This window comes from Paenibacillus sp. 10L310, from assembly GCF_056395745.1.
Genome location: NZ_JBFTKC010000015.1, coordinates 101,943 through 122,191 on the forward strand (window position 1 = coordinate 101,943; position 20,249 = coordinate 122,191).

The window sequence follows — 20,249 nt, forward strand, 5'->3', positions numbered from 1 at the left end:
CTGAAACTACATTGTAGCTTCAGCCCTTTTCTATATTACTAATCTTGTCTTGCGAAAAATTATCCGAAAGTTATTCTGTCATCGAAGTGGCATGTGTGACATTCTTTAGTTCACTTTATATCATGGATAATTACTTCACTTATTTGGCTACAACATGTGCAATGACGCGGCCCTTTTCGTACGTGACAGTCACGTCATAACCATCTGCCGTTACACTGTCGAATTCACCTGTAATTCCATTAGCCGTGATTAACGTAATATCTTTGGAACCTTCAATCTTATAGTTGGACAAGTCGAGTTTGAGACTTCCTCCATCAATATAGAGCTTTCTGCCGACATTCAGCTGACTGTTGTTGTCAGTCACTACCAATTCCAACGTACCGTTATCCATGGTAAAGTTCCTATTTAAGTTGAGTGCTCCGTCGACATCAACGACAACTGTTCCATTCTCTACATACAGATCACCTGTACCAAAAGCAGTTGCAGATTCAGCTACCAGCGTTCCTGCTTGCAGCAATGTTCCGCCAGTGTAGCTATTTTTCCCTGTCAATGTAAGGGTACCTGTCCCCTTTTTCGTGAGCATTCCACTACCGGTGATATCATTTCTCCACCAATCTTCTGCATTGAAGCGCCCTTTGGAAGCGTCCATATCCACAGTTACATTGTTCAAGAATGCGCCGTAGCCATCCGCAGCCGTGACCAGATCAATTCTACCCCAGCCCTTGGATTCATCCAGTACAGGATATCCAGAGTCAATGGATGTTGTATACAATACTTGTCTGCGTTGCTCATCTGTTAAATACGGTTGACGTGTTTCTAACAGGGCTTCTGCTCCTTGCGGTACAACTGGAGCCAAACCTTTGGTTCCGGTTTGTGGTAGACCGTAAGTCATCTTTTCTCTATAGAAGGCTTTATTGGCATCATGATCTTCCCATTTGTGTTCATCGTAAGCACTCTTGAACGTGTAATCCTCAGTTACGGTGTGTGCATACTCATACAGACTCATATTTTTTTCCTTGGCTGCAGCTCCAAATACTTCTCCTGCATTCTCATAACCTTTCTCTAACACATCTTTATTCTCAGCCTTATTAAGTGCATATGCAGCCATGGCTGTGGATTGTATTCTTCCTCCGATAACATCAAGCGGAGAGTGCATCCCCGTTACGATTCGATTCTCGCCCAACTGAGCTGCTCTCGTTAACAATTCAGTGAATCGTTCTGGTGTAGCGTATGCCAAAGGAAATACGGATAAGTACGCTGCACTGGTATGTCCGCTCGGAAATGCGCCATCTTTCCCTCTTCCATCCTCAGCGATTCGTTTGACATAAGTTAACGCAGGAATAAGCTTAACGTTAGTTTCGTATTGCTGGTAATGTTTTTCTCCTGTTGATTTGGTGCCGCCTGAAGCCAAAGGTACTTCTTTTTTCTCACCTTCGCCCAAGGTTTCCCATACAGGCAGTCCTTTGCTGTCAACAACTTCTTTCACTTCTCCATTGGAATTCATTCTCCACGGTCTAGGGGAAGAGTAGAAATATTTAGAGGGATTAGATGAGGCAGGAATTTTAAATCGAACCAGATCAACTAAATGAACCAAGTCTGCAAGTTCCGTCTTTGCTTCCCAATCTCCAATGCCTTGGCTTTCATCTTCCACTGTTTCTTCGGTCAATACCACATTCATCTCGTCCACCGTTCGTTCAACGTTTGTCTTTGGCTTGATGATATCTACATACGTGTTAGCCAACGGACCAAAGCCCTCCATCACGCTATAGATCTTATCTCTTTGGTCATCATAATAGGCTGCCAATGTCTCTTCACCTGTGCGATTTTGCGTGACCTTTTCTACATATTTGATATTGGCTTCCCAAGTCGCTTTGTTTCGGATCTCTTCATTTGCATATGTTTTCTGATCAGCAACAGCTACGGTTGGATCATTCTTAAAGCCGTCATAATATGGAGTCGGTCCATCTCCATACTTTGCATTTTTCCCGTCAGCTCCAATTTTAGTTGCCGCTGTTCCATCTCTCCAATCCGCTAGGTTCATGGACCATACTTGATCAAAACCGTCTAAAATATCAATAAACGGATTGGTTTCCGCAATATTTTTCAAGGTGTCGTCCCCGGCATTGGCTCCGTGCTTCACGGCGGATAACCGAGCTTCATCTGCTGGGGGATTAACATTCAGAACGGTTGCCGTTCCTTTTGGCTTAGCTGGTTTGGTAGCTGTAGTAGCATCTGTTTCCACAGCTTTAACGAGCGCAGACACCGCTTCGGCACGAGTAATGGAATTAAGCGGTTTGAAGGTTCCATCTGCATATCCGGTGATAATTTTCGCTACTACCGCTCCACCTACAGCTCCCTTGCCCCACGCCGCTATAGACGATGAATCGCTAAATACATTCGCTGCTGTTTCAGTTAACTCCAGATTCAAAATGCCAGCGATCACTTTAGCTGCTTCTTGACGGGTGATCGGATCTTGCGGCTTCATTGTGCCATCGGTGTATCCATCTATATATCCATTCGCATTTGCAATAGAAATTGCTTCGTAATACCATGCACTCTCAGACACATCATTAAAGGTAATTTTAGCTTGTCCGGAATATCCAAAAGCACCGTTTACCAAATTCATAAATTCTGCTCTTGTAATATACGTATTCGGTTTAAATGAATGATCCAGGTAACCTCGAATTAATCCTTCATCACCCCATGCTTGAATATTTGCTTCCGCCCAGTGTCCCTTAATATCAGAGAACTGAATCTTCTGATCGGCTGCAAAACTTTTCTCTGCAAATGTCGGACCTACCATAGACAACATTAGAAGTAATGCCAGTGACTTTTTAAGTGGTTTTCTCATGGCTTGCAAATACACGCTCCCGTTATGGTAAATTATTTTTTTGCTTCTGCATCTGCAAATGAGTAAGAAAGACTCTATACAGATGTCTGATCTGCCGTTACTGTAGCATTAGGGAGCGTTTCGCATCTATAGAACAAATTCCGTTTTATATCAAAATCGTACGTTCCGGAGCTTATATGCCAAGAAAAATGGAGCTAGATACTACATTTATCAATTAAAATACCTACTTTTGTAAACGCTTTATTAACTGAAAGTAAATTATGGAGTGGGAGTTTGTTAAATTTCGATCAACATGATTTCTAGTCCTCGGCCTGCTATATAATGATGAAGTTGTTTAGAAAAGAGACATGAAGGGGGAAAAAGAATGCATAAGCCATTTCAAACTGTAAGATCCAAGATGGTTCTTTCCTACCTTGCTGTTGTTCTTGTCATTGCACTTCTTTTCGGCTCCATTCTATACCTCTTCTTCTCCCATCAATACAGCAAAGAGATTCGAATCAATAATCAGCTGTCACTGAAAAGCACTGTCAATTATATTGAGAGCTCCGTTATCCAGAAGGTGAATCAGGTCTATCTGTCCCTGGCACTCGGTAACGCCGCTAGTATCGATTTAGATAGCTTAAAAGGAAACCATAGCAAAATCCTGGACATCGAACAGTCCCTCAAAAATATGGTGCAAAATTACTCCGATCTCATTGAAGCTATTCATGTGTACGATACGAAGAACAACTTCATCGTCTCATCTGTATATGGGCTATTGCTCTATGAGGACACGCCTTCGAGTGTGGATCATACGACGGATTGGATTGCTGCGATGAAAGAGACTCCAGAAAGCTCCTTATGGATGAAGACTCGCATGGTGCCTCAGGATGTCTATATCGAATCACGGGAACAAAGCAAGATGAGTCCTCTAATTTCCTATGTCCATAGTTACCCGTTTCAATCGTCTGGACAAGACAGTAAGGCCATGATTGCGATTGATATCAAAGAATCAGCGATCAGTCAGATCATTAAAAATATGCTCCCTGCTGACTATGCAAATACATTAATCATCGATCAGGACGGAACCGTCATATCTGCCGCGGACAAAACGTTGATAGGTAGCTCCACGGAGGAGAATCTGACGCAGTCGCTGCTCACCTTTCATACTTCAGATGAGAGCTTCACACCTGTATTTAACTATGACTCTCATGTCGTTACCCAAGATCAATTTAAAGGAAATGCATGGAGAATCTACACAACCACACCTAATGAAAGCTTCTATTATAAATTGGATAGCTTGAAGGAGATTTCGGTTCTTCTCGGTTTATTGGCTGTTGCGGTTGGAATAGCGATGTCGTCCATCTTTACCAGGGCCAACTATAGTCCTCTTAAACGAATCATGAATAACATCAAGAGCCGGATGGATAGCCCAACCAGCTTAAAGCAGGACGAATATCGGTTCATCGATACAACGTTTAACAGTCTGTCCAATAAAGTTGATAGTCTTGAAGAAACTTTACAGGCCAATCACAGAATGATTAAGCATAGTATCATGCTCAATATGTTAAATAACCGATTTACACCCGAGGAACTTACGGAACAGCTCCAGTCTATTCACATTTCAATGGCCTACTCTCGCTTCCGTTGCATCGTCATTGACCCTGTTAATGAGAAGTGGAAGGATCTGCAGCCACGACAGTTGCAGCATACGTTGTATACGATGATCCAGCAACTGGAGATCGCAGAAATGGATGGAACTCAACTGCTGGCAGAGGAATTGCAGGATCACAAAATAGCAGTAATCATCTGTACCAACCAACCCGAAGAACCGCTCTCTGATCACATTGTAGACTTTATTCACGCTGAGGCGAGCAGCAGATTTGGTCTGGAATTTGTACTATCGTTAGGCGGATGGGTAGAGCACTTCACGAAGATTCACACAAGCTATCATCAGGCGAATACCCTGATTCGATACAGCTACTTCTTTCCCGAGCAGTCTGCCATTCAGGATCTTGATCTTCTGAACAGGGAAGCCAGCAGTCTGGAGATCCCGGAGTCATACCTCGTAAACTTTGAAAAGAAATTGCAGACTCGGGATGTGCAAGGTACGGTTCAGGCCATTCAGGAATTGGTCGCGACAATAAAAGAAGGCCCCTATTCAGCCGAATACAGTCGGATCATCTTATTAAAAACGGTATCTATTTACGCTGAGTGTATTAATCAGGTGCGCCTGCAACCCACCGAGGCGAGTTCATTGAATATGTACAAGCAATTTTCATTGTTCTACAATATCAACCGATACTCGGAATGGATGATTCATCTCGTGACCGAATTTGTGATGCAGATGGAGAAGCGAAGCGAGGTACGAAGTGTGGATACCATCTCGGCTGTCAAAGCCTATATTCACGAGCACTTATCAGGCGATCTCACGCTGGATCATGTCTCAGAGCAAGTATTCATCAGCCCTAAATATCTGAGTAAACTTTTCAAGGAAGAAACCGGGATTGTTTATTCCGAATATGTTACGAATCAGAGAATGGAACGCGCACGGGAACTGATGACACAACGCGAAATTACGGTTGAGCAGGTCGCAAGTACGGTTGGTTACCGTACCCCAGCTTATTTCATTAAAAAGTTCAAAGAAATCCACGGCTGTACACCAAAAAACTTCATGCGCAGTCTAATGGAACAGGGGTCTATATAGGATCAATTAGGAATATTTACACGGACACTCCGATGACAGAACAACCTTCCGATCGCTGTTATTCCCAGATTTCTTCGATCCCTTTTCTAAAAGGGGATATCCGGGAATAGCGTATGCTTCCGATGCAGCTTTCTTTCAGAAAGCTTTTAGGCGTAGCGTATGCTTTCGAAGTAGTTTTCTTACAGAAAACTTGTAGCTTCGCTTCTTCAGGTTCTTTCTGTCCTCTCCGTTATTGTGTAAATGTTAAATTGAAGCTATATAGAATTTAAAATTAGTAAAGGAGCTGCTATGAACATCAACCATTTAAGAACGCTATGTCTATTGATTGCTACATCTATTCTTATAGGATTGATGAGCGGTTGTACCTTTCTAAACAGGGAAGGATCACAAGTGCAACAGCGAGACCATCTAGCAAGCGCTGAGAAGGATACAGCACCGCAGTACACGATATCCTGGACCATGCATCAAAATATCCCTGTTCCTGAAGACGCGGAGATGATTGCATATATTGAGGATAGGTTTGATGTCGATCTGAAGGTGTGGAATCTTGAGAACAAGCGGTACGAGGAACTGCTGGACCTAGAGCTTGCTCAAGGGAAAATACCCGATCTGTTCCGAATCAGACAACCGCATGATCTGCTTAAGTATCAAATGCAAGGGGTCTTAGCGGAAATCTCCCCGGAAGTCCTTGAACAATATGCGCCAAATATCGTACAGCGAATTCGCGATTATGATTCACGTTACCTAGAGTATGGAAAAATAAACGGTGGCTTATATGGAATTCCGGCCATCAATCAGACCAACATCTATCGAACCCCTGTTGTATACCGAGAGGACTGGCTTAAGCAGCTTGGTCTGGAGGTGCCAAAAACATTAGATGAATTTGAAACGGTTATGTATGCTTTTGCCAAAGATGATCCGGACGGGAATGGTAAACAGGATACGTATGGCCTTTCCAGAGAGGGCTTAAATGTTGTGTTTGGCGCTTTTGGACAGTCCGTTTTCACCGAGCAACTGTATTTTAATGAAAAAAACAACCAACTCGTGATCGGTGCTTTGGAGCCTGAGATGAAAAAAGCCCTGACTTATATGCAAAAGTGGTATCGGGACGGGATTATCGACCCTGAGTTCATAACCGGTGAAAACAAAGGTGGCTATAAACATCTATCCCATGCTTTTATTAATGGAAAAATTGGGATGACCTCGATGGGCAACTATTATCATTGGAATCAAGAGGGAGACTATAGTGTCCTTAATGAAAATGGCCAAGAAACCCCTGTGGGAGCCTCGTTCAATGTCAGTGAGCTACTACAGAAGAACGCAACTGCAGAGGTTGTATTTGGTTCTCCTGTTATTGGTCCTGAAGGACATAGCGGTTCAAAAGGGAACAATCTGCTGATGAATTTTATTGCTATAGGTGCTGAGGCTACAAAGGAGCCGGGAAAACTGGAGAAAATTTTGGAGATACTCGATTATGTAAGTGCCAACCCCGATCCGGAGGAGCAGATCAAAATGGAGTATGGCCTTCCAGGAAAACACTGGAATTGGAGCGCTGAAGATTCAAGCTCGTTCCATTTACTTTACCCATACAACAGAATGGAGAATTATATTAATATGATCGGCTCAAGTATCGGCATGACGGTTCCAGGTACACCCTCGGATAAACGTGAACAGTGGGCTGCATCTGCAGGGTTGACGGAGAATGGTATCTATAATCGCCTGGAGGTTGCAACCCCTGCCCTGATTCAATATTCATCTGAATTGATTCGCATGAGAGACAGAGCGTACATCTCCATCATCACTGGCGATCAGCCTGTGGGGTATTTCGATACCTTTGTGGAAGAATTCATGGATGCAGGTGGGCAACAGGTGCTGCTTGAAGCGAATCATTGGTATAAGGAGCATATGGAGACAAGTCGTGCCCAATAGGTAGGAGGGTTTGGAACATGCATTTCCCATGAGTTTCTGGATTTTACATGTGTTCCTATGCACCTATCTTCGCTTCCCTCACGTCACTCTCTATCCCTTCGCACTCGCATTTGATCCGCGTAGTGAACGGGCTGAACTGCTTCGTGCCGTGCTTCCAGATTTGGAGGCGCTGCCTGAGGGCGTGTTTTCAAAACGCTTACGTTCGGTCCGCTCCATCTGCACAATCTGACCTTCGTGCACCACGATATGCAATGAACCAAACTCCATGTCATTCAGCTGTCCGGCAATTCGGTCCAACCATACCTCATCCACTTTTAACGGCTTAGCCATAGAGCCGCCTCCTCTTCTCGGGCTATTGCCCGCCATATTCCTAAGTACGCTGTCATCCAACGGATTTATAAATCATTCTTATCCAACCTATATACTTGGTTTATACATTAGCAGGGCTTCCAGTAGCTGTCAATCTGTATTTTCTTCTTCTCATAATCACTTTTCTGAAACGGCTTTGTGTCCAAGCCAGCTCTTGAGCAGCAACGTGGCAAGAGCCAGAATCAGGAGCAGGGAAGCTACGGCAAACGAAGCCGAAAATTGATATTCATTATATAAAATTTCGACATGAAGTGGTAACGTATTGGTCTCTCCGCGAATATGCCCGGACACCACAGATACGGCTCCGAACTCGCCCATAGCGCGGGCATTACACAGAATAATACCGTACAGCAGTCCCCATTTGATGTTGGGCAAGGTTACACTCCAGAAGATTCGCCACCCGGAAGCACCCAGTGTAACCGCCGCTTCCTCTTCCCGGGTTCCCTGGTCCTCCATCAGCGGAATCAGTTCTCTCGCTACAAAAGGAAAGGTAATAAACAGCGTTGCAATGACAATGCCTGGCAACGCAAAAATGATTTTAATATCATGCTCGGACAGCCACGGCCCTAACCACCCATTCGAACCAAAGACCAATACAAAAATCAACCCGCCCACCACAGGCGAAATTGAAAAAGGAAGATCAATCAGGGTGATCATGAGTCCCTTACCCTTGAACTGGAACTTGGTAATGACCCATGCAGCGGCCACACCAAATATCGTATTCAGCGGTACGGTAATCGCCGCAACCAATAACGTGAGTTTCAGTGCAGACATGGCATCCGGCTCGGTAAGAGCCGCGATGTACACACCCCAGCCCTGCTTCAACGCCTCCATGAGCACAATGGCCAGTGGCAAAATAAGCAGCCATATGAGTACCAGGCTTGCCAGTCCAATCAACAACCATTTGACCCAGGGAGCTTCCGTTGTTGCACGGTTAGTTCCACGGCTGGTCTTAACGGGTGGAACAGGGCTCAGTGGAACAGAACCCGCCATATGCTGCACCTCCTTTGGTTTGGGTGAGTGACGTCTTTTAATATCCTTATTCCACCATGCTTCATTGTCATGCTCTGCCCGCCTTTCGGCTCCAACGCTGCAAGGAATTAATGATCAGCAGCAGGATGAAAGAAACTAGAAGAAGCAGCAAAGCTACAGCTGTAGCGCCTGCATAATCGAACTGCTCCAGCTTGGCCATGATCAGTAAGGGAGCAATCTCCGTTTTCATCGGCATATTGCCTGAGATAAATACAACCGAGCCATATTCGCCAATGCCTCGGGCAAATGCCAGAGCAAAACCCGTCAGCAGCGGTGGAATCAGATCTGGCAACAGAATCGTGCGGAATATCCGCCATCTTCCTGCCCCCAGTGTAGCAGCCGCCTCTTCCACCTCAGCTTCCAGCTCCTCCAGCACCGGTTGCACCGTGCGAACTACAAATGGAATTCCGATAAACATCAGCGCCAGCGTAATCCCGGCCTGTGAATAGGCGAGCTTGATGCCCAAAGGTTCTACAAACTGCCCAATCCAGCCATTGCCGGCATAGATCGCCGTAAGAGCAACCCCTGCTACCGCTGTCGGCAAGGCAAAAGGCAGATCAATGACCGCATCAAACAACCTTTTGCCCGGAAATTCATACCGAACAAGCACCCATGCCAGGAGTAACCCCAGCACGAGATCAATCAGCGCCGCTGCACCTGCGGTCAGGAAGCTGACCTGGAAGGAAGCCAGCACCCTGGGATTGGTCGCAACCTCAATCATGGTTGCCCACGTCAGCCCTGTGGAGTTAAATAACAGCGCAGCCAGTGGAATAAGTACAACCAGGCTCAGGTAGAACACACTGTAACCCATCGTTAATCCAAATCCCGGCAATGTGCGTCTCCGCGCCACAACCACCTTGCTCATGCACGTTCATCCTCTCTGCCTTCAGCCGGTAAGGCTGGTTGGCCGCTCACAGCGCGATTGATCAGGTGTTCATTGAACAGAGCAACCTTAGCTGCCTGGAACATAGATCTGGTCGAAGATACCACCGTCATTAAAATGTTTGGCCTGAGTATCCCGCCATGTGCCGAATACATCTTTCAACGTGAACAGCTCAAGCGCCGGGAACTGATCTTTGAATTTTTCCTCCACGCTGTCCAGCGTTGGGCGGTAATAATTTTCAGCAGCAATCGTCTGTCCTTCTTCACTGTACAAATATTTCAGATAGGCATCCGCCACGTCGCGGCTTCCTTTTTTGTCTGCATTTTTGTCCACAATCGCAACGGGCGGCTCTGCCAAGATACTAACCGAAGGCACGACAATGTCGAATTTGTCCGGACCCAGCTCTTTTACCGATAAAAAAGCTTCATTCTCCCAGGCAAGCAGCACATCACCAATGCCACGTTCAACAAACGTCGTTGTAGATCCGCGAGCACCCGAATCCAGCACAGGCGCATGTTTGAACAATTCACCAACAAATTCCTTCGCCTTCTCTTCATCATTGTTATTATGCTTAAGGGCATATCCCCATGCCGCCAAGTAATTCCAACGCGCCCCGCCGGACGTTTTAGGATTTGGGGTGATGACTTGCGTATCCCCTTTGATCAGATCATCCCAGTCCTTGATGCCCTTTGGATTACCCTTACGTACAAGGAAGACAATCGTAGAGGTATACGGAGAGCTGTTATGCTCGTATTTATCCTGCCAGCCTTCATTAATCAGACCTTTATCTTCAATCGCATCAATATCGTATCCCAATGCCAGCGTCACCACGTCTGCATCCAGTCCGTCAATAACAGAACGACTCTGTTTGCCCGATCCCCCATGGGATTGCTTGATGGTTACTTCCTGGCCCTTCTCTTTCAACCAATGCGCCGCAAACGCTTTGTTATATTGTTCATAGAGTTCCCGCGTTGGATCATAGGAAACATTCAGCAGCTCGATGGCCTTAGCCCCTTCTGTGCCGCCTTCCGCTCCCCCCGATGTTCCTGCCGCACTGGACCCGCCGCTATCCGATCCGCATGCTGCCAGAACTCCTGTTAATACCAGTGCCAGACCAACCAAAATACCCTTGTGAATTCTCTTTTTCATAAATAACACTCCCCCGATATAGATCTGCATGACTACCTCAGGCCGGCTGAACAGGATCAAACGCCCCGTAAAAAACAAGAAGACGGAGGAACCCCCGCGCACTTCTCCCCATAAAGTCATGCCGGCTTAAAGCCGTGCATGCTCCATCTGAAAAGGATGCGCTACGGTGTTCCTCCGTCTATACGGTGAGAACGTTATTCTGTTCAGGTTGCATGGTTGCATCGGTCTGTAAAATGACTGTTTTCACAATGAAAACAGATTCATTTTTATTATTCCTACCTGTTTAGTAAGTTATATACGTATAATAAAGGCAGTCTATATACCTGTCAAACGTTTTTTCCGATTTTTACCGTATTTCTGGGCTATTGGCAAAAAAAAGAGGAACAACGAACCATTGTCCGTTGTTCCCTTCAGCGAATCCCATACTTCGCTGGCTATTGTAAACATAAACGGAATTGGACGGCCACACCTTGTCCAATCCTCATCTGCCCGCATACCGGATATTGGGTACCGGTGGTGTGCTCATGCCTTCTCCCAGATAAAAACCGGTGTGTGGCGGTTGGTTGTAGGCTACATTTTGCCAAGCGACGCCAAGACGGTACACTGGATCATGCATCAGCGTATAGATGCGTTTGTCCGTAACTGCTGTTGTGGTATAGATCCGCAGTGCTGAACTGTCATTCGTCCGCCATACCACTTCCTCTCTCCAGTCCCCGAACAGATCGGCCTGCAGATTCGGCGTAGACTTGGTTCCGTTATTGGAAGATACGCCGGAAGCGGTGAGCAGGTTCATCGTTGTGCTGTTAGCATAGTTCCACTTATCGATTCGGTTGCTGTCCAGCAGTTCACGGAGCAGATCCCCATCCCACCAGATACCAAAATTCGTGGAGGACGGCAGGGTTGTCCCGAGTTTCTGCCCTTTGGCTGTATACAGACTGCCGTCTGCCCATACTTCAGCGCCTTTATATCTTGGATCAATATCTGCCGCCATGCCGCGTCCAATATCCTTTGTTGTTTTGACTCCCCAGATTAACTGGCCTGTACCTGCATCCCGGAACTCCACTCCAGCATTGGATGGTGTCTCATGGACCTGAAATACCTCAAGTCCAGGGCGGTCCGGGTCGAGGTCACTCAAATGCATGGCATCGCCATGATGAAGCCTTGTTGTGTACAATCCTTTGCCGTTGTCATCTACTGCCATGGCACCATAAACGATCTCGTCTTTCCCATCTCCATCTACGTCCGCCACACTCAGATTATGATTGCCCTGCCCGGCATAACCCGAGTTACCGGAGGTATTGGAATCAAATGTCCATTGTTTGGTCAGCTGTCCATTCCGCCAGTTATAAGCCACGAGCACTGTGCGGGTGTAGTACCCACGCGCCATGACCAGACTTGGGCGCTCTCCATCCAGATAAGCAATGGCGGCAAGGAATCGGTCCACCCGATTGCCGTAGTTATCTCCCCAACTGGATACATTGCCACGAGCCGGTTCGTAGTTCACCGTGGAGAGTGCTTTGCCAGTCTGTCCATTGAAAACCGTCAGGAATTCGGGACCAGACAACACATAACCGCTAGAATTACGGTAATCCTTGCTTGCATCCCCGATGACCACGCCAGTGCCATCCTTGGTGCCATCGGCTGTTTTCATCGCAACTTCGGCTTTGCCATCACCGTCGAGATCGTACACCATGAACTGGGTGTAGTGAGCACCCGCTCGGATATTTTTGCCCAGACTAATCCGCCAGAGGCGTGTTCCGTTTAATTTGTAGGCATCGATAAACACTTCCCCGGTATAACCACTCTGGGAGTTATCCTTGGAGTTGGAAGGGTCCCACTTCACAATCAATTCATACTCACCATCACCATCCAGGTCACCTGCACTGGCATCATTGGCACTGTAGGTGTAGGCTACTCCATCGGGCGTTGTCCCACCTGCGGGTACACTAAGAGGAACAGACAGATAGTTGTTGCCCCACACGCTCGCTGCCGCTGAAGCAGCCTGCTCCGTTCCACTGACGACAGCGCGAACCGTATATTTGGAACTGCTTGTCCCGCTTGCATCCTGAAGGTTGGTGCTGTTTGTTATGGGCGTAGGGTTCACCTTGGTTCCATCCCGATAGACGTTAAACGATACATTCGATCCTTCCGTTCCCAGAAGCCGCCAACTGACAAACACACCTGTCCCGGTCTTCACAGCCACCACACCGCGATCCAGATATTCCATCTGCCTTGCTCCCGCTGCATGTGTTACCGCCGTGCTGCCAAGGCCAAGCGAAGTAACCAGTAACGCGGAACTTAGCAGTGATACTCCGGCTGTACGTAATGTGCGCTTCCACAATGATGATCGATTCCCCATAAACAATTGCCTCCCCAATTGGTTTGGTAAGCCCGATGCCCTTGTAGCGCCATCTTTTTATGTAAGCGCTTTAATATATTCATTTTAAATTAAACATATAATTCCATCTATAGGTCTAATTTAGTAATTGGATGGTGGTACATGAAAACAACCAAAGGATTTCTCCTTCGGTTAGCCGTTGCCCATTCGACTGGAATCGCAATCAACTAACTCACGGATATGAGGCGATTCCCATGTTCTCATAAAAAGACTAAAAAAAGCTGTAAAACCATGTGTTTCTCCATGATTTCACAGCTTATAGACAACTTTTATACCACAGGCGCAATACATACCGGACGAGGCAGTTCCAGCTTGAACCCGTTATGCGTCAGGCGTCCGTCTTCTTCACTGATCTGGAAACCTACGAGGTTATTGCTGTCCTGATTCGCCACGACCAGAATCCCACCTGGCAAAATATTAAAGTTACGCGGTGTCTGCCCAATCGTGGACGTCCACTCTACAGCTTCCAACTTACCGCTCTCCTGATCAATATGATAAAGTACGATGCTGTCATCTCCCCGATTGGATGCATACAGGAAACGTCCACATGGAGATACACGGATGTCTGCAGCCGTACCCTCTCCTTTATGCCCTTCTGGAAGTGTGGAAATGTGCTGCACCGTAGTGAACTCCCCTCTGCGCTCATCGTACAGGAATGCCGTAACCGTATTGTCCAATTCGTTGATCACATAAGCCCACTTCGAGTTGGGATGGAACACAAGATGCCTTGGCCCTGCGCCTGGTGGCTGATCCATCTCACGATGGGTAACCAGACGTCCCTCTTCCAACCGATACACAATGATCTGATCCAGACCGAGGTCACATACGACAGCATACTGCCCGGACGGATCGGGTTGAATGGAGTGTGCATGCGGCCCTTCCTGGCGTTCTTCGTTGATTCCACTTCCCGTGTGCTCCACCCATGCACTCATCTCACCAAGCGTCCCCTGATCGCCAACCGGGAATACATTGACACTGCCGCTGCTATAGTTGGATGAGAACACCCACTGACCATCCTTGGAGATAGACACATAACATGGAGAAGCCCCTCTGGTCTGTTTTCGATCCATCAGGTGCAGCTCACTTGTTGCCGCATCTCTCCGATAGACCAACACCTCTCCCTCGTCCGTCTCACTCGCCACATACAGACAGTTTCCATTCGGGCTTAGCGCCAGATAAGACGGATTATCCACACCATCCATGTGATTCACGATTCGCATCTCTCCTGTATCCGCATTCAACGCACATAGGAATATTCCGGGTTCATCCGCTGACGCATACGTACCTGTATAGAAAAGCGTTTCCTGTTTTTTGACTGGTTCCATATCTAAATCTCTCCCTTATCCTATATATTCACTGTTCTGATTCTTCCCACTGGTATGTACTTACCCAATTCACGGGCAACTGCTTCACTTCCTGTAACGTGGCTTTCTAAATCGAGAACAAATCCGGTGAGCGCTCTCATATCTGGCATTGACTCCCTTATCGCCTCTCACCATAATACAAAGTATGAGACCTAACAACAGACCACCCCTACAGCGTAAATCTGACGGATTTCGTATGCAAAAACTCATTGTGCTGCCAGACTCCCTGCTGCAAGAAACCGCAGCTTATCCGGTCACGTCCGGATTATATGTTACCGATATCGGTTACTTTCACGAAGCGGAGCATCATTACCGTGACCGTCCCGATGGTTGTGAATCACACATTCTGATGTACTGTGCCCAAGGCACAGGCTGGTATACGATGGATGGCAGCAAGACTTATGATGTCAGCCCGGGAAACCTTGTTATATTACCTGCACATGTCCCTCATGTGTATGGTGCCAACGCAGCTGAACCTTGGAGCATCTTCTGGATTCATCTGCGCGGGAAACACGCTTTATCCTACATAGAACCCTTGTTAACTCATCATATTACTACCATGCCACCGGCCAAGGCTCAGAAATGGCTTGAGCTGTTCCATGAATGTTACGGCGCGTTAGAGACGGGTTACTCCATGCAGACGATGACATATGCCTCCCAGATTATCGGTTATATGCTGGGCATGCTCGCTTATGGACCGGAGACGACAGGAACAGATGGTGGGATCGTGAGCAGCAAACGTGCGGCCGAACAATCCGTCCAATATATGTTGGAGCACCTGGAGAATGGAATCACCCTCAAGGAACTGGCGGCTCACGCGCGGTTGTCTGTCCCTCATTACTCTCAGTTATTCAAGCAAGCTACAGGGCATTCGCCCATCGATTATTTCCTGCGGCTGAAGATTCAGCATTCCTGCCGCTATCTGGATTTTACCGATTGGACCGTGAAGCAGATCAGCTCCGAGCTTGGATTCAAAGACCCGTACTACTTCTCCCGTCTGTTCAGCAAAATGATGGGACGTTCACCCACGGATTATCGAAATAAATCCAAAGGTTAGAGGCAGTGCCTTCACTTAGCCCTATCTGAATGATTATGAATTCAGTTGGAAAATTCCAGCAACCTTTTGAACAGAAGGGTCGTCTATAGGGCAAATAACTTTTATATAAAGGGATCATCCCTGGAAAAGTGAGGCGAACCTATCATGAAAAAAAATATACTTGCTACATTAACTGCGGGAGCTCTGCTCACGCTGTCTCTAAGTGCAGGCCCGATCAACGCTGCGCAGGCCCAATTCACGGATATTCAAGGTATCGCAGGAGCAGACAAAATCGAATCTCTCCATAAAGATGGATTCATCAAAGGTGTGAGTGACAGCTTGTTCAAACCTGAACTGGAGTTAAATACCGCTCAGGGCATTCAACTGATTGCGGACGGCCTGAATCTGAATCTGGACACGATTCGTTTTATCAAAATGCCGGTACCAAGTGACTACTTCTCTGCTGTAAAAGATGGCGTATGGTACAGTGATGCATTTATCCGCGCACAATATAATGGCATTCAGATGTCACAGAATATCGATCCGTCCAAACCGCTTACTCGTGAACAATTCACACTGTTCCTGATGCAAGGCATCGAGGCCAAAGGCGGTCTGCCGATGATTAATATCAAACCTGTGGACATTACCGACGAAAAGGAACTTACGCCAGAGTATCAAGGTGCCATTCAGCGTTCACTCGTTCTTAAAATCAATGAACTGGATGCCGACGGAAACTTCAATCCCAAACAAACGATTACTCGCGCCGAAGCAGCAGTGATGATGTATAACGCAATCGAGTACATGGAATCGTTCCATGCACCACAAATCCCGGAAACACCTGAGAAGTAATCATTTCATTGTGGAAGCTAAGAACTCACTTGAGTGGTGAACCCGCTCGATTGGAGTCACCGTGAGTGGGCTTTTCCATACAACCCCAATATGCCAAACAGCCGCACCTTCCCTCAACAGGAAAGTGCGGCCGTTTGTATTATACCTATATCACTGATGCAATCATCAGATTTAACTTTCTAACTTAGAAAGAACCTTTAACAACTACCTCAGACAACGGTAAACGTCCTGACGGGCGAGCTGGCTGTGCAGCTTTACCTACAGTAATCAACAACGTTGGCACAAATCGTGCAGGAATGTTGAATGTTTCCATCAGTTTTTGTGGATTATATCCACCGATTGGACATGTATCGTAACCCAGGGAGCGTGCAGCAATCATAATATTTTGGGAAGCAAAAGATGCATTGCGGATCGCTTCATCGCGAGCGATTTGCGGGCTTTGGTAAGCACCGTTGATCTGTCCAACCAATGCGTCACGAACCTCAGCAGTCAGTGCGCCTGCTTCAACAGCTTGATCGTAGATTACGGTGTTACGGTTTGCTTCCAAATCTCCAAGAACAGCAATCGTAACCGAACTTTCCACGATCTGACTTTGACCGTAAGCAACTGGCAGCAATTTCGCTTTGTCTGCTTCGGATTCAATCACGAGGAATCTCCAGTGTTGCAGGTTCCATGAAGATGGTGCTTCCGCAGCTGCTGTCAGAATCGCATTGAGATCAGCTTCAGGCAATTCAAACCCTTTTTCGTACTTTTTGACAGCATGGCGTTCGCTAATAACGCGAAGTGTTTCATTTTTTTCAATGCCTGACATGTGTTCCACTCCCCAGAATCTAGTTTGTTTATACTTCTTTTACTTTCGCAAGGTGATCTCGAAGTTTACTCTACCAGGGATTTTCCTTCCGAAAATAACATCAGCGCAGACGATCTCTCCTCATCTGTGTTCAGGTTATGCCCGGAATCGCTTGAGAACATCAATGGATCTTTCACCGGAGCATACGCCCATGCCGTAACTTGTCCACCATGCCTGACTAAACCAAGGCCATGTCATGAAGGACCATTCGTTGTGGACTCCGTCAGGACTTCTCCTTTGCAGGCAATCCATTCAGCGACAGGGTTATCGCTTCCCCATGACCTATGCGTTCTTTCACATCCTGAATGGATATACGATCAAAATAAGCGCTGAGCGCCTCTTCGCCACCATTATAAATGTTCCCCATCACATCCTGCATATTGGAAGATACCACGCATGATGAACCGGACTCCCCTGAGCACCAGCTGGGACCGAGTGAACCACCAGCTACCAGTCTGTACAATTCTCCAAGCTTGATCTCTTCACTCGGACGGCTAAGCAAGTACCCACCATGAGCACCTTCCTTGGTCGTCAGGTAACCATGCTTGCGCAGAACACTAAGTACCTTACGGACTCTGGCCGGGTGTGTACCCACACTCTGGGACAAATCTTCACTATTGGCCATACACTCATCTCTCATCGACAGAAAAACAAGACAATGCACCGCTATGGTAAATTCGCTGTTCATAACTTACTCCTTCCCGGCTTACAACACCGATGAACTCCAACTCAAGGTAAGTATAACTGTCATTATATGAATAACAGTTATGTTTGTCAACTTTCACCCAGCATGGAGATCAAACGTGATTTTTCCTGTTATACCAATACTTACAGCTCATCAACATAATTAAGCTAGGATGAACATCCTGTCTTCATTTCAATCCAAAAAAGACAAAAAAGTGAGCCTTTCGCTACGCGAAGGGCTCCAATAAGATAGACATATGAAAGGGCTTACGTGATTATTATAATCGGTAATCTCCAATTTGAAAACGCTTTTTTTGTAAAGTGCATCATTATTTTAAATTTTTTTTATTTGAATAAATTAAACAACAGGTATTGCTAAAACTAATCCCATTAGTTATTATACTAATACCATTAGTTTTAAGGAGGGTTTAACGATGCGTATTACCCGAGAATTTGATGTCGTTCAAGTTACGTTTTTCCCAAGACTCTTCCCTGTGAACGTATACCTGGTTGAAGAGGAAGATGGTTTAACCCTGATTGATGCCGGAATACAGGTCAGTCTTAAGGGGATTTTGGCAACTGCCCAGTCCCTTGGAAAGCCCATTACCAAGATCATTCTGACTCACGCGCATAGCGACCATATTGGTGCATTGGATCGTCTCAAAGAGGCACTGCCTCAAGCCGAGGTCTTCATCTCCAGACGGGATGCCCGGCTATTGGCGGGTGATACTTCCCTTCTTCCCGGTGAGCCACAAACCCCGGTACGCGGCGGCGTGCCTAAGCCCAAAGCGGTGCACACCCAGCCAAACCACTTGCTGGATGACGGTGACCAGATTGGTTCACTGGTCGCCGTTGCCTCACCAGGACATACGCCGGGGCATATGTCCTTCATGGATACGCGCAGCCGCGTTCTCATCGCTGGCGACGCGTACCAGCTGCAAGGCGGCCTTGCCGTATCCGGCCGCGTGCGCCCGCTCTTCCCGTTCCCAGCGCTGGCGACGTGGAACCGCGAAGCGGCTCTGGCCAGCGCGAAGCGCCTGGCGGAGCTGGAACCGTCCGTGCTGGCTGTAGGCCACGGACGGATGATGCGCCAGCCCGCGGCCGCCATGCGCGCGGCAACCGCTGATGCACAGCAGCGGTTTGATCTTGCCGGGGGGCAACTATGAGCCCCCGGCAAGGGCTGGATCGCGGCGCTCTGCTCAGCGCCGCCACCCAGCTTGCTGACAGCGACGGCTTTCAGGCGCTGACACTGGCCGCGTTGGCACAGCGGCTGGATGTGCGCTCGCCGTCGCTCTACAACCACATCAGCGGACTTCCCGGGCTTCGCCAGGAAATGGCGCTGATGTCCGTACAACAGCTTAGCCGCGCATTAACCGCGGCTATCGCTGACCACACTGGCGATGATGCCATTCAGGCCATCGCTGCGGCATACATTGGCTTCGTTCGCGAGCACCCCGGGCTCTACGAAGCCTCATTTCATGCCCCGGACCGCGAGGAGCCACAGCTCGCCGCGGCCAGCACAGCCACGCTGGAGTTGCTGCTGCACAGCTTGCAGCCCTACCCGCTCACCGAAGCGGAAGCATTGCACGCCGTTCGTGGTTTGCGCAGCCTCTGCCATGGATTTGCCTCCATTGAGGCACAGGGCGGCTTCGGCATGGACTTTGATCCGGACGAAAGTCTGCGTCTGACCGTATCCGCCTTCCTGCACGGACTCCGACATCTTCACCAGGACTAGTTAAGCCACGCATTGCATCATGAAAAAGGACTGCAGAGGATCTGCAGTCCTTTTTCATTGCCTTGTACTGGGTACATCCCATAGATAGATTTTGACAGTAATAATGTTATAGTTGCGCCAATGACTTTTAACAAATTAACATCCACTTTGAATTCATCTTTCATCCGCTTGTGTTCTTTATAATTTCTTTCTTTACAATTTTAACGAACTCCACACGTCCTATTTCGCAGAAAACTGGCTGCGGGACAGAAATAATGAGTATATTCCGTCATTTAACGTGTCTGTTGGACCTATGTCAAAAAAGTAGACACTACGCTACGGATTTGTCCGTAAATTGCATCGCAAAACGAGCAGGAGAAAGATACCCTAGCGCGCCATGCATTCGCTTGCGGTTGTAATAGAACTCGATGTACTGGTAGATGGCAGTATAAGCC

16 protein-coding genes are annotated in these 20,249 nt (G+C 47.3%); 6 read left to right on the top strand and 10 right to left on the bottom strand.

The features are described 5' to 3' along the window. Window positions 1-139: 139 nt before the first annotated feature. Window positions 140-2,851: an S-layer homology domain-containing protein gene (locus AC1DE7_RS24785; RefSeq protein WP_477535375.1), complete on the bottom strand. Its 2,712-nt coding sequence runs from the start codon at window positions 2,849-2,851 to the stop codon at window positions 140-142. A 364-nt stretch (window positions 2,852-3,215) separates the two neighbouring features. On the opposite strand from AC1DE7_RS24785, the gene AC1DE7_RS24790 reads away from it, so the two are divergent. Both AC1DE7_RS24790 and AC1DE7_RS24795 read left to right on the top strand, forming a co-directional pair. Continuing rightward, a complete protein-coding gene (locus AC1DE7_RS24790) occupies window positions 3,216-5,537 on the top strand; it encodes a helix-turn-helix domain-containing protein (RefSeq protein WP_477535367.1) in 2,322 nt (773 codons plus the stop codon). Window positions 5,538-5,825: 288 nt separating this feature from the next. Continuing rightward, complete coding sequence (locus tag AC1DE7_RS24795; protein ID WP_477535368.1) at window positions 5,826-7,466, top strand: extracellular solute-binding protein; 1,641 nt, start codon at window positions 5,826-5,828, stop codon at window positions 7,464-7,466. A gap of 90 nt (window positions 7,467-7,556) precedes the next feature. Here the strand turns inward: AC1DE7_RS24795 and AC1DE7_RS24800 are convergent, their stop codons facing one another. From AC1DE7_RS24800 to AC1DE7_RS24825, 6 genes are all read right to left on the bottom strand, one after another. After that, on the bottom strand, window positions 7,557-7,796 hold the full coding sequence (locus AC1DE7_RS24800) for a YezD family protein (protein ID WP_036607453.1): 240 nt from the start codon (window positions 7,794-7,796) through the stop codon (window positions 7,557-7,559). A gap of 156 nt (window positions 7,797-7,952) precedes the next feature. After that, the gene (gene cysW / locus AC1DE7_RS24805) at window positions 7,953-8,828 is read right to left on the bottom strand and encodes a sulfate ABC transporter permease subunit CysW (protein WP_192135517.1); all 876 of its coding nucleotides are present in this window, start codon (window positions 8,826-8,828) and stop codon (window positions 7,953-7,955) included. A 67-nt stretch (window positions 8,829-8,895) separates the two neighbouring features. Beyond that, the gene (gene cysT, locus AC1DE7_RS24810; RefSeq protein ID WP_127547780.1) at window positions 8,896-9,732 is read right to left on the bottom strand and encodes a sulfate ABC transporter permease subunit CysT; all 837 of its coding nucleotides are present in this window, start codon (window positions 9,730-9,732) and stop codon (window positions 8,896-8,898) included. 87 nt (window positions 9,733-9,819) lie between these two features. Further along, on the bottom strand, window positions 9,820-10,899 hold the full coding sequence (locus tag AC1DE7_RS24815; RefSeq protein WP_036607530.1) for a sulfate ABC transporter substrate-binding protein: 1,080 nt from the start codon (window positions 10,897-10,899) through the stop codon (window positions 9,820-9,822). Window positions 10,900-11,380: 481 nt separating this feature from the next. Then, entirely contained in the window at window positions 11,381-13,258 is a 1,878-nt protein-coding gene (locus tag AC1DE7_RS24820) for a rhamnogalacturonan lyase (protein ID WP_477535369.1), read from the bottom strand. A gap of 308 nt (window positions 13,259-13,566) precedes the next feature. Beyond that, a complete protein-coding gene (locus tag AC1DE7_RS24825; RefSeq protein ID WP_477535370.1) occupies window positions 13,567-14,622 on the bottom strand; it encodes a lactonase family protein in 1,056 nt (351 codons plus the stop codon). 235 nt (window positions 14,623-14,857) lie between these two features. On the opposite strand from AC1DE7_RS24825, the gene AC1DE7_RS24830 reads away from it, so the two are divergent. Both AC1DE7_RS24830 and AC1DE7_RS24835 read left to right on the top strand, forming a co-directional pair. After that, window positions 14,858-15,718, top strand: a complete 861-nt coding sequence (locus tag AC1DE7_RS24830; RefSeq protein WP_315372615.1) for an AraC family transcriptional regulator — start codon at window positions 14,858-14,860, stop codon at window positions 15,716-15,718. 144 nt (window positions 15,719-15,862) lie between these two features. After that, complete coding sequence (locus AC1DE7_RS24835; RefSeq protein ID WP_076254458.1) at window positions 15,863-16,546, top strand: S-layer homology domain-containing protein; 684 nt, start codon at window positions 15,863-15,865, stop codon at window positions 16,544-16,546. 184 nt (window positions 16,547-16,730) lie between these two features. Here AC1DE7_RS24835 and AC1DE7_RS24840 read toward each other — a convergent pair whose 3' ends face one another. Next, window positions 16,731-17,357, bottom strand: a complete 627-nt coding sequence (locus AC1DE7_RS24840; RefSeq protein WP_036607468.1) for a nitroreductase family protein — start codon at window positions 17,355-17,357, stop codon at window positions 16,731-16,733. Between the two features lie 262 nt (window positions 17,358-17,619). Then, window positions 17,620-18,084, bottom strand: a complete 465-nt coding sequence (locus AC1DE7_RS24845; protein WP_338707648.1) for an Rrf2 family transcriptional regulator — start codon at window positions 18,082-18,084, stop codon at window positions 17,620-17,622. A gap of 430 nt (window positions 18,085-18,514) precedes the next feature. Between AC1DE7_RS24845 and AC1DE7_RS24850 the strand changes: the two genes are divergently transcribed. Both AC1DE7_RS24850 and AC1DE7_RS24855 read left to right on the top strand, forming a co-directional pair. Beyond that, on the top strand, window positions 18,515-19,246 hold the full coding sequence (locus tag AC1DE7_RS24850; RefSeq protein WP_477535371.1) for an MBL fold metallo-hydrolase: 732 nt from the start codon (window positions 18,515-18,517) through the stop codon (window positions 19,244-19,246). Continuing rightward, window positions 19,243-19,815, top strand: coding sequence for a TetR/AcrR family transcriptional regulator (locus AC1DE7_RS24855; protein WP_340388728.1), 573 nt, complete (start codon window positions 19,243-19,245; stop codon window positions 19,813-19,815). Before AC1DE7_RS24850 ends, AC1DE7_RS24855 begins: the two co-directional genes overlap by 4 nt. Window positions 19,816-20,125: 310 nt before the next feature. Here AC1DE7_RS24855 and AC1DE7_RS24860 read toward each other — a convergent pair whose 3' ends face one another. After that, window positions 20,126-20,236, bottom strand: coding sequence for a hypothetical protein (locus AC1DE7_RS24860; RefSeq protein ID WP_477534596.1), 111 nt, complete (start codon window positions 20,234-20,236; stop codon window positions 20,126-20,128). Window positions 20,237-20,249 lie beyond the last annotated feature (13 nt).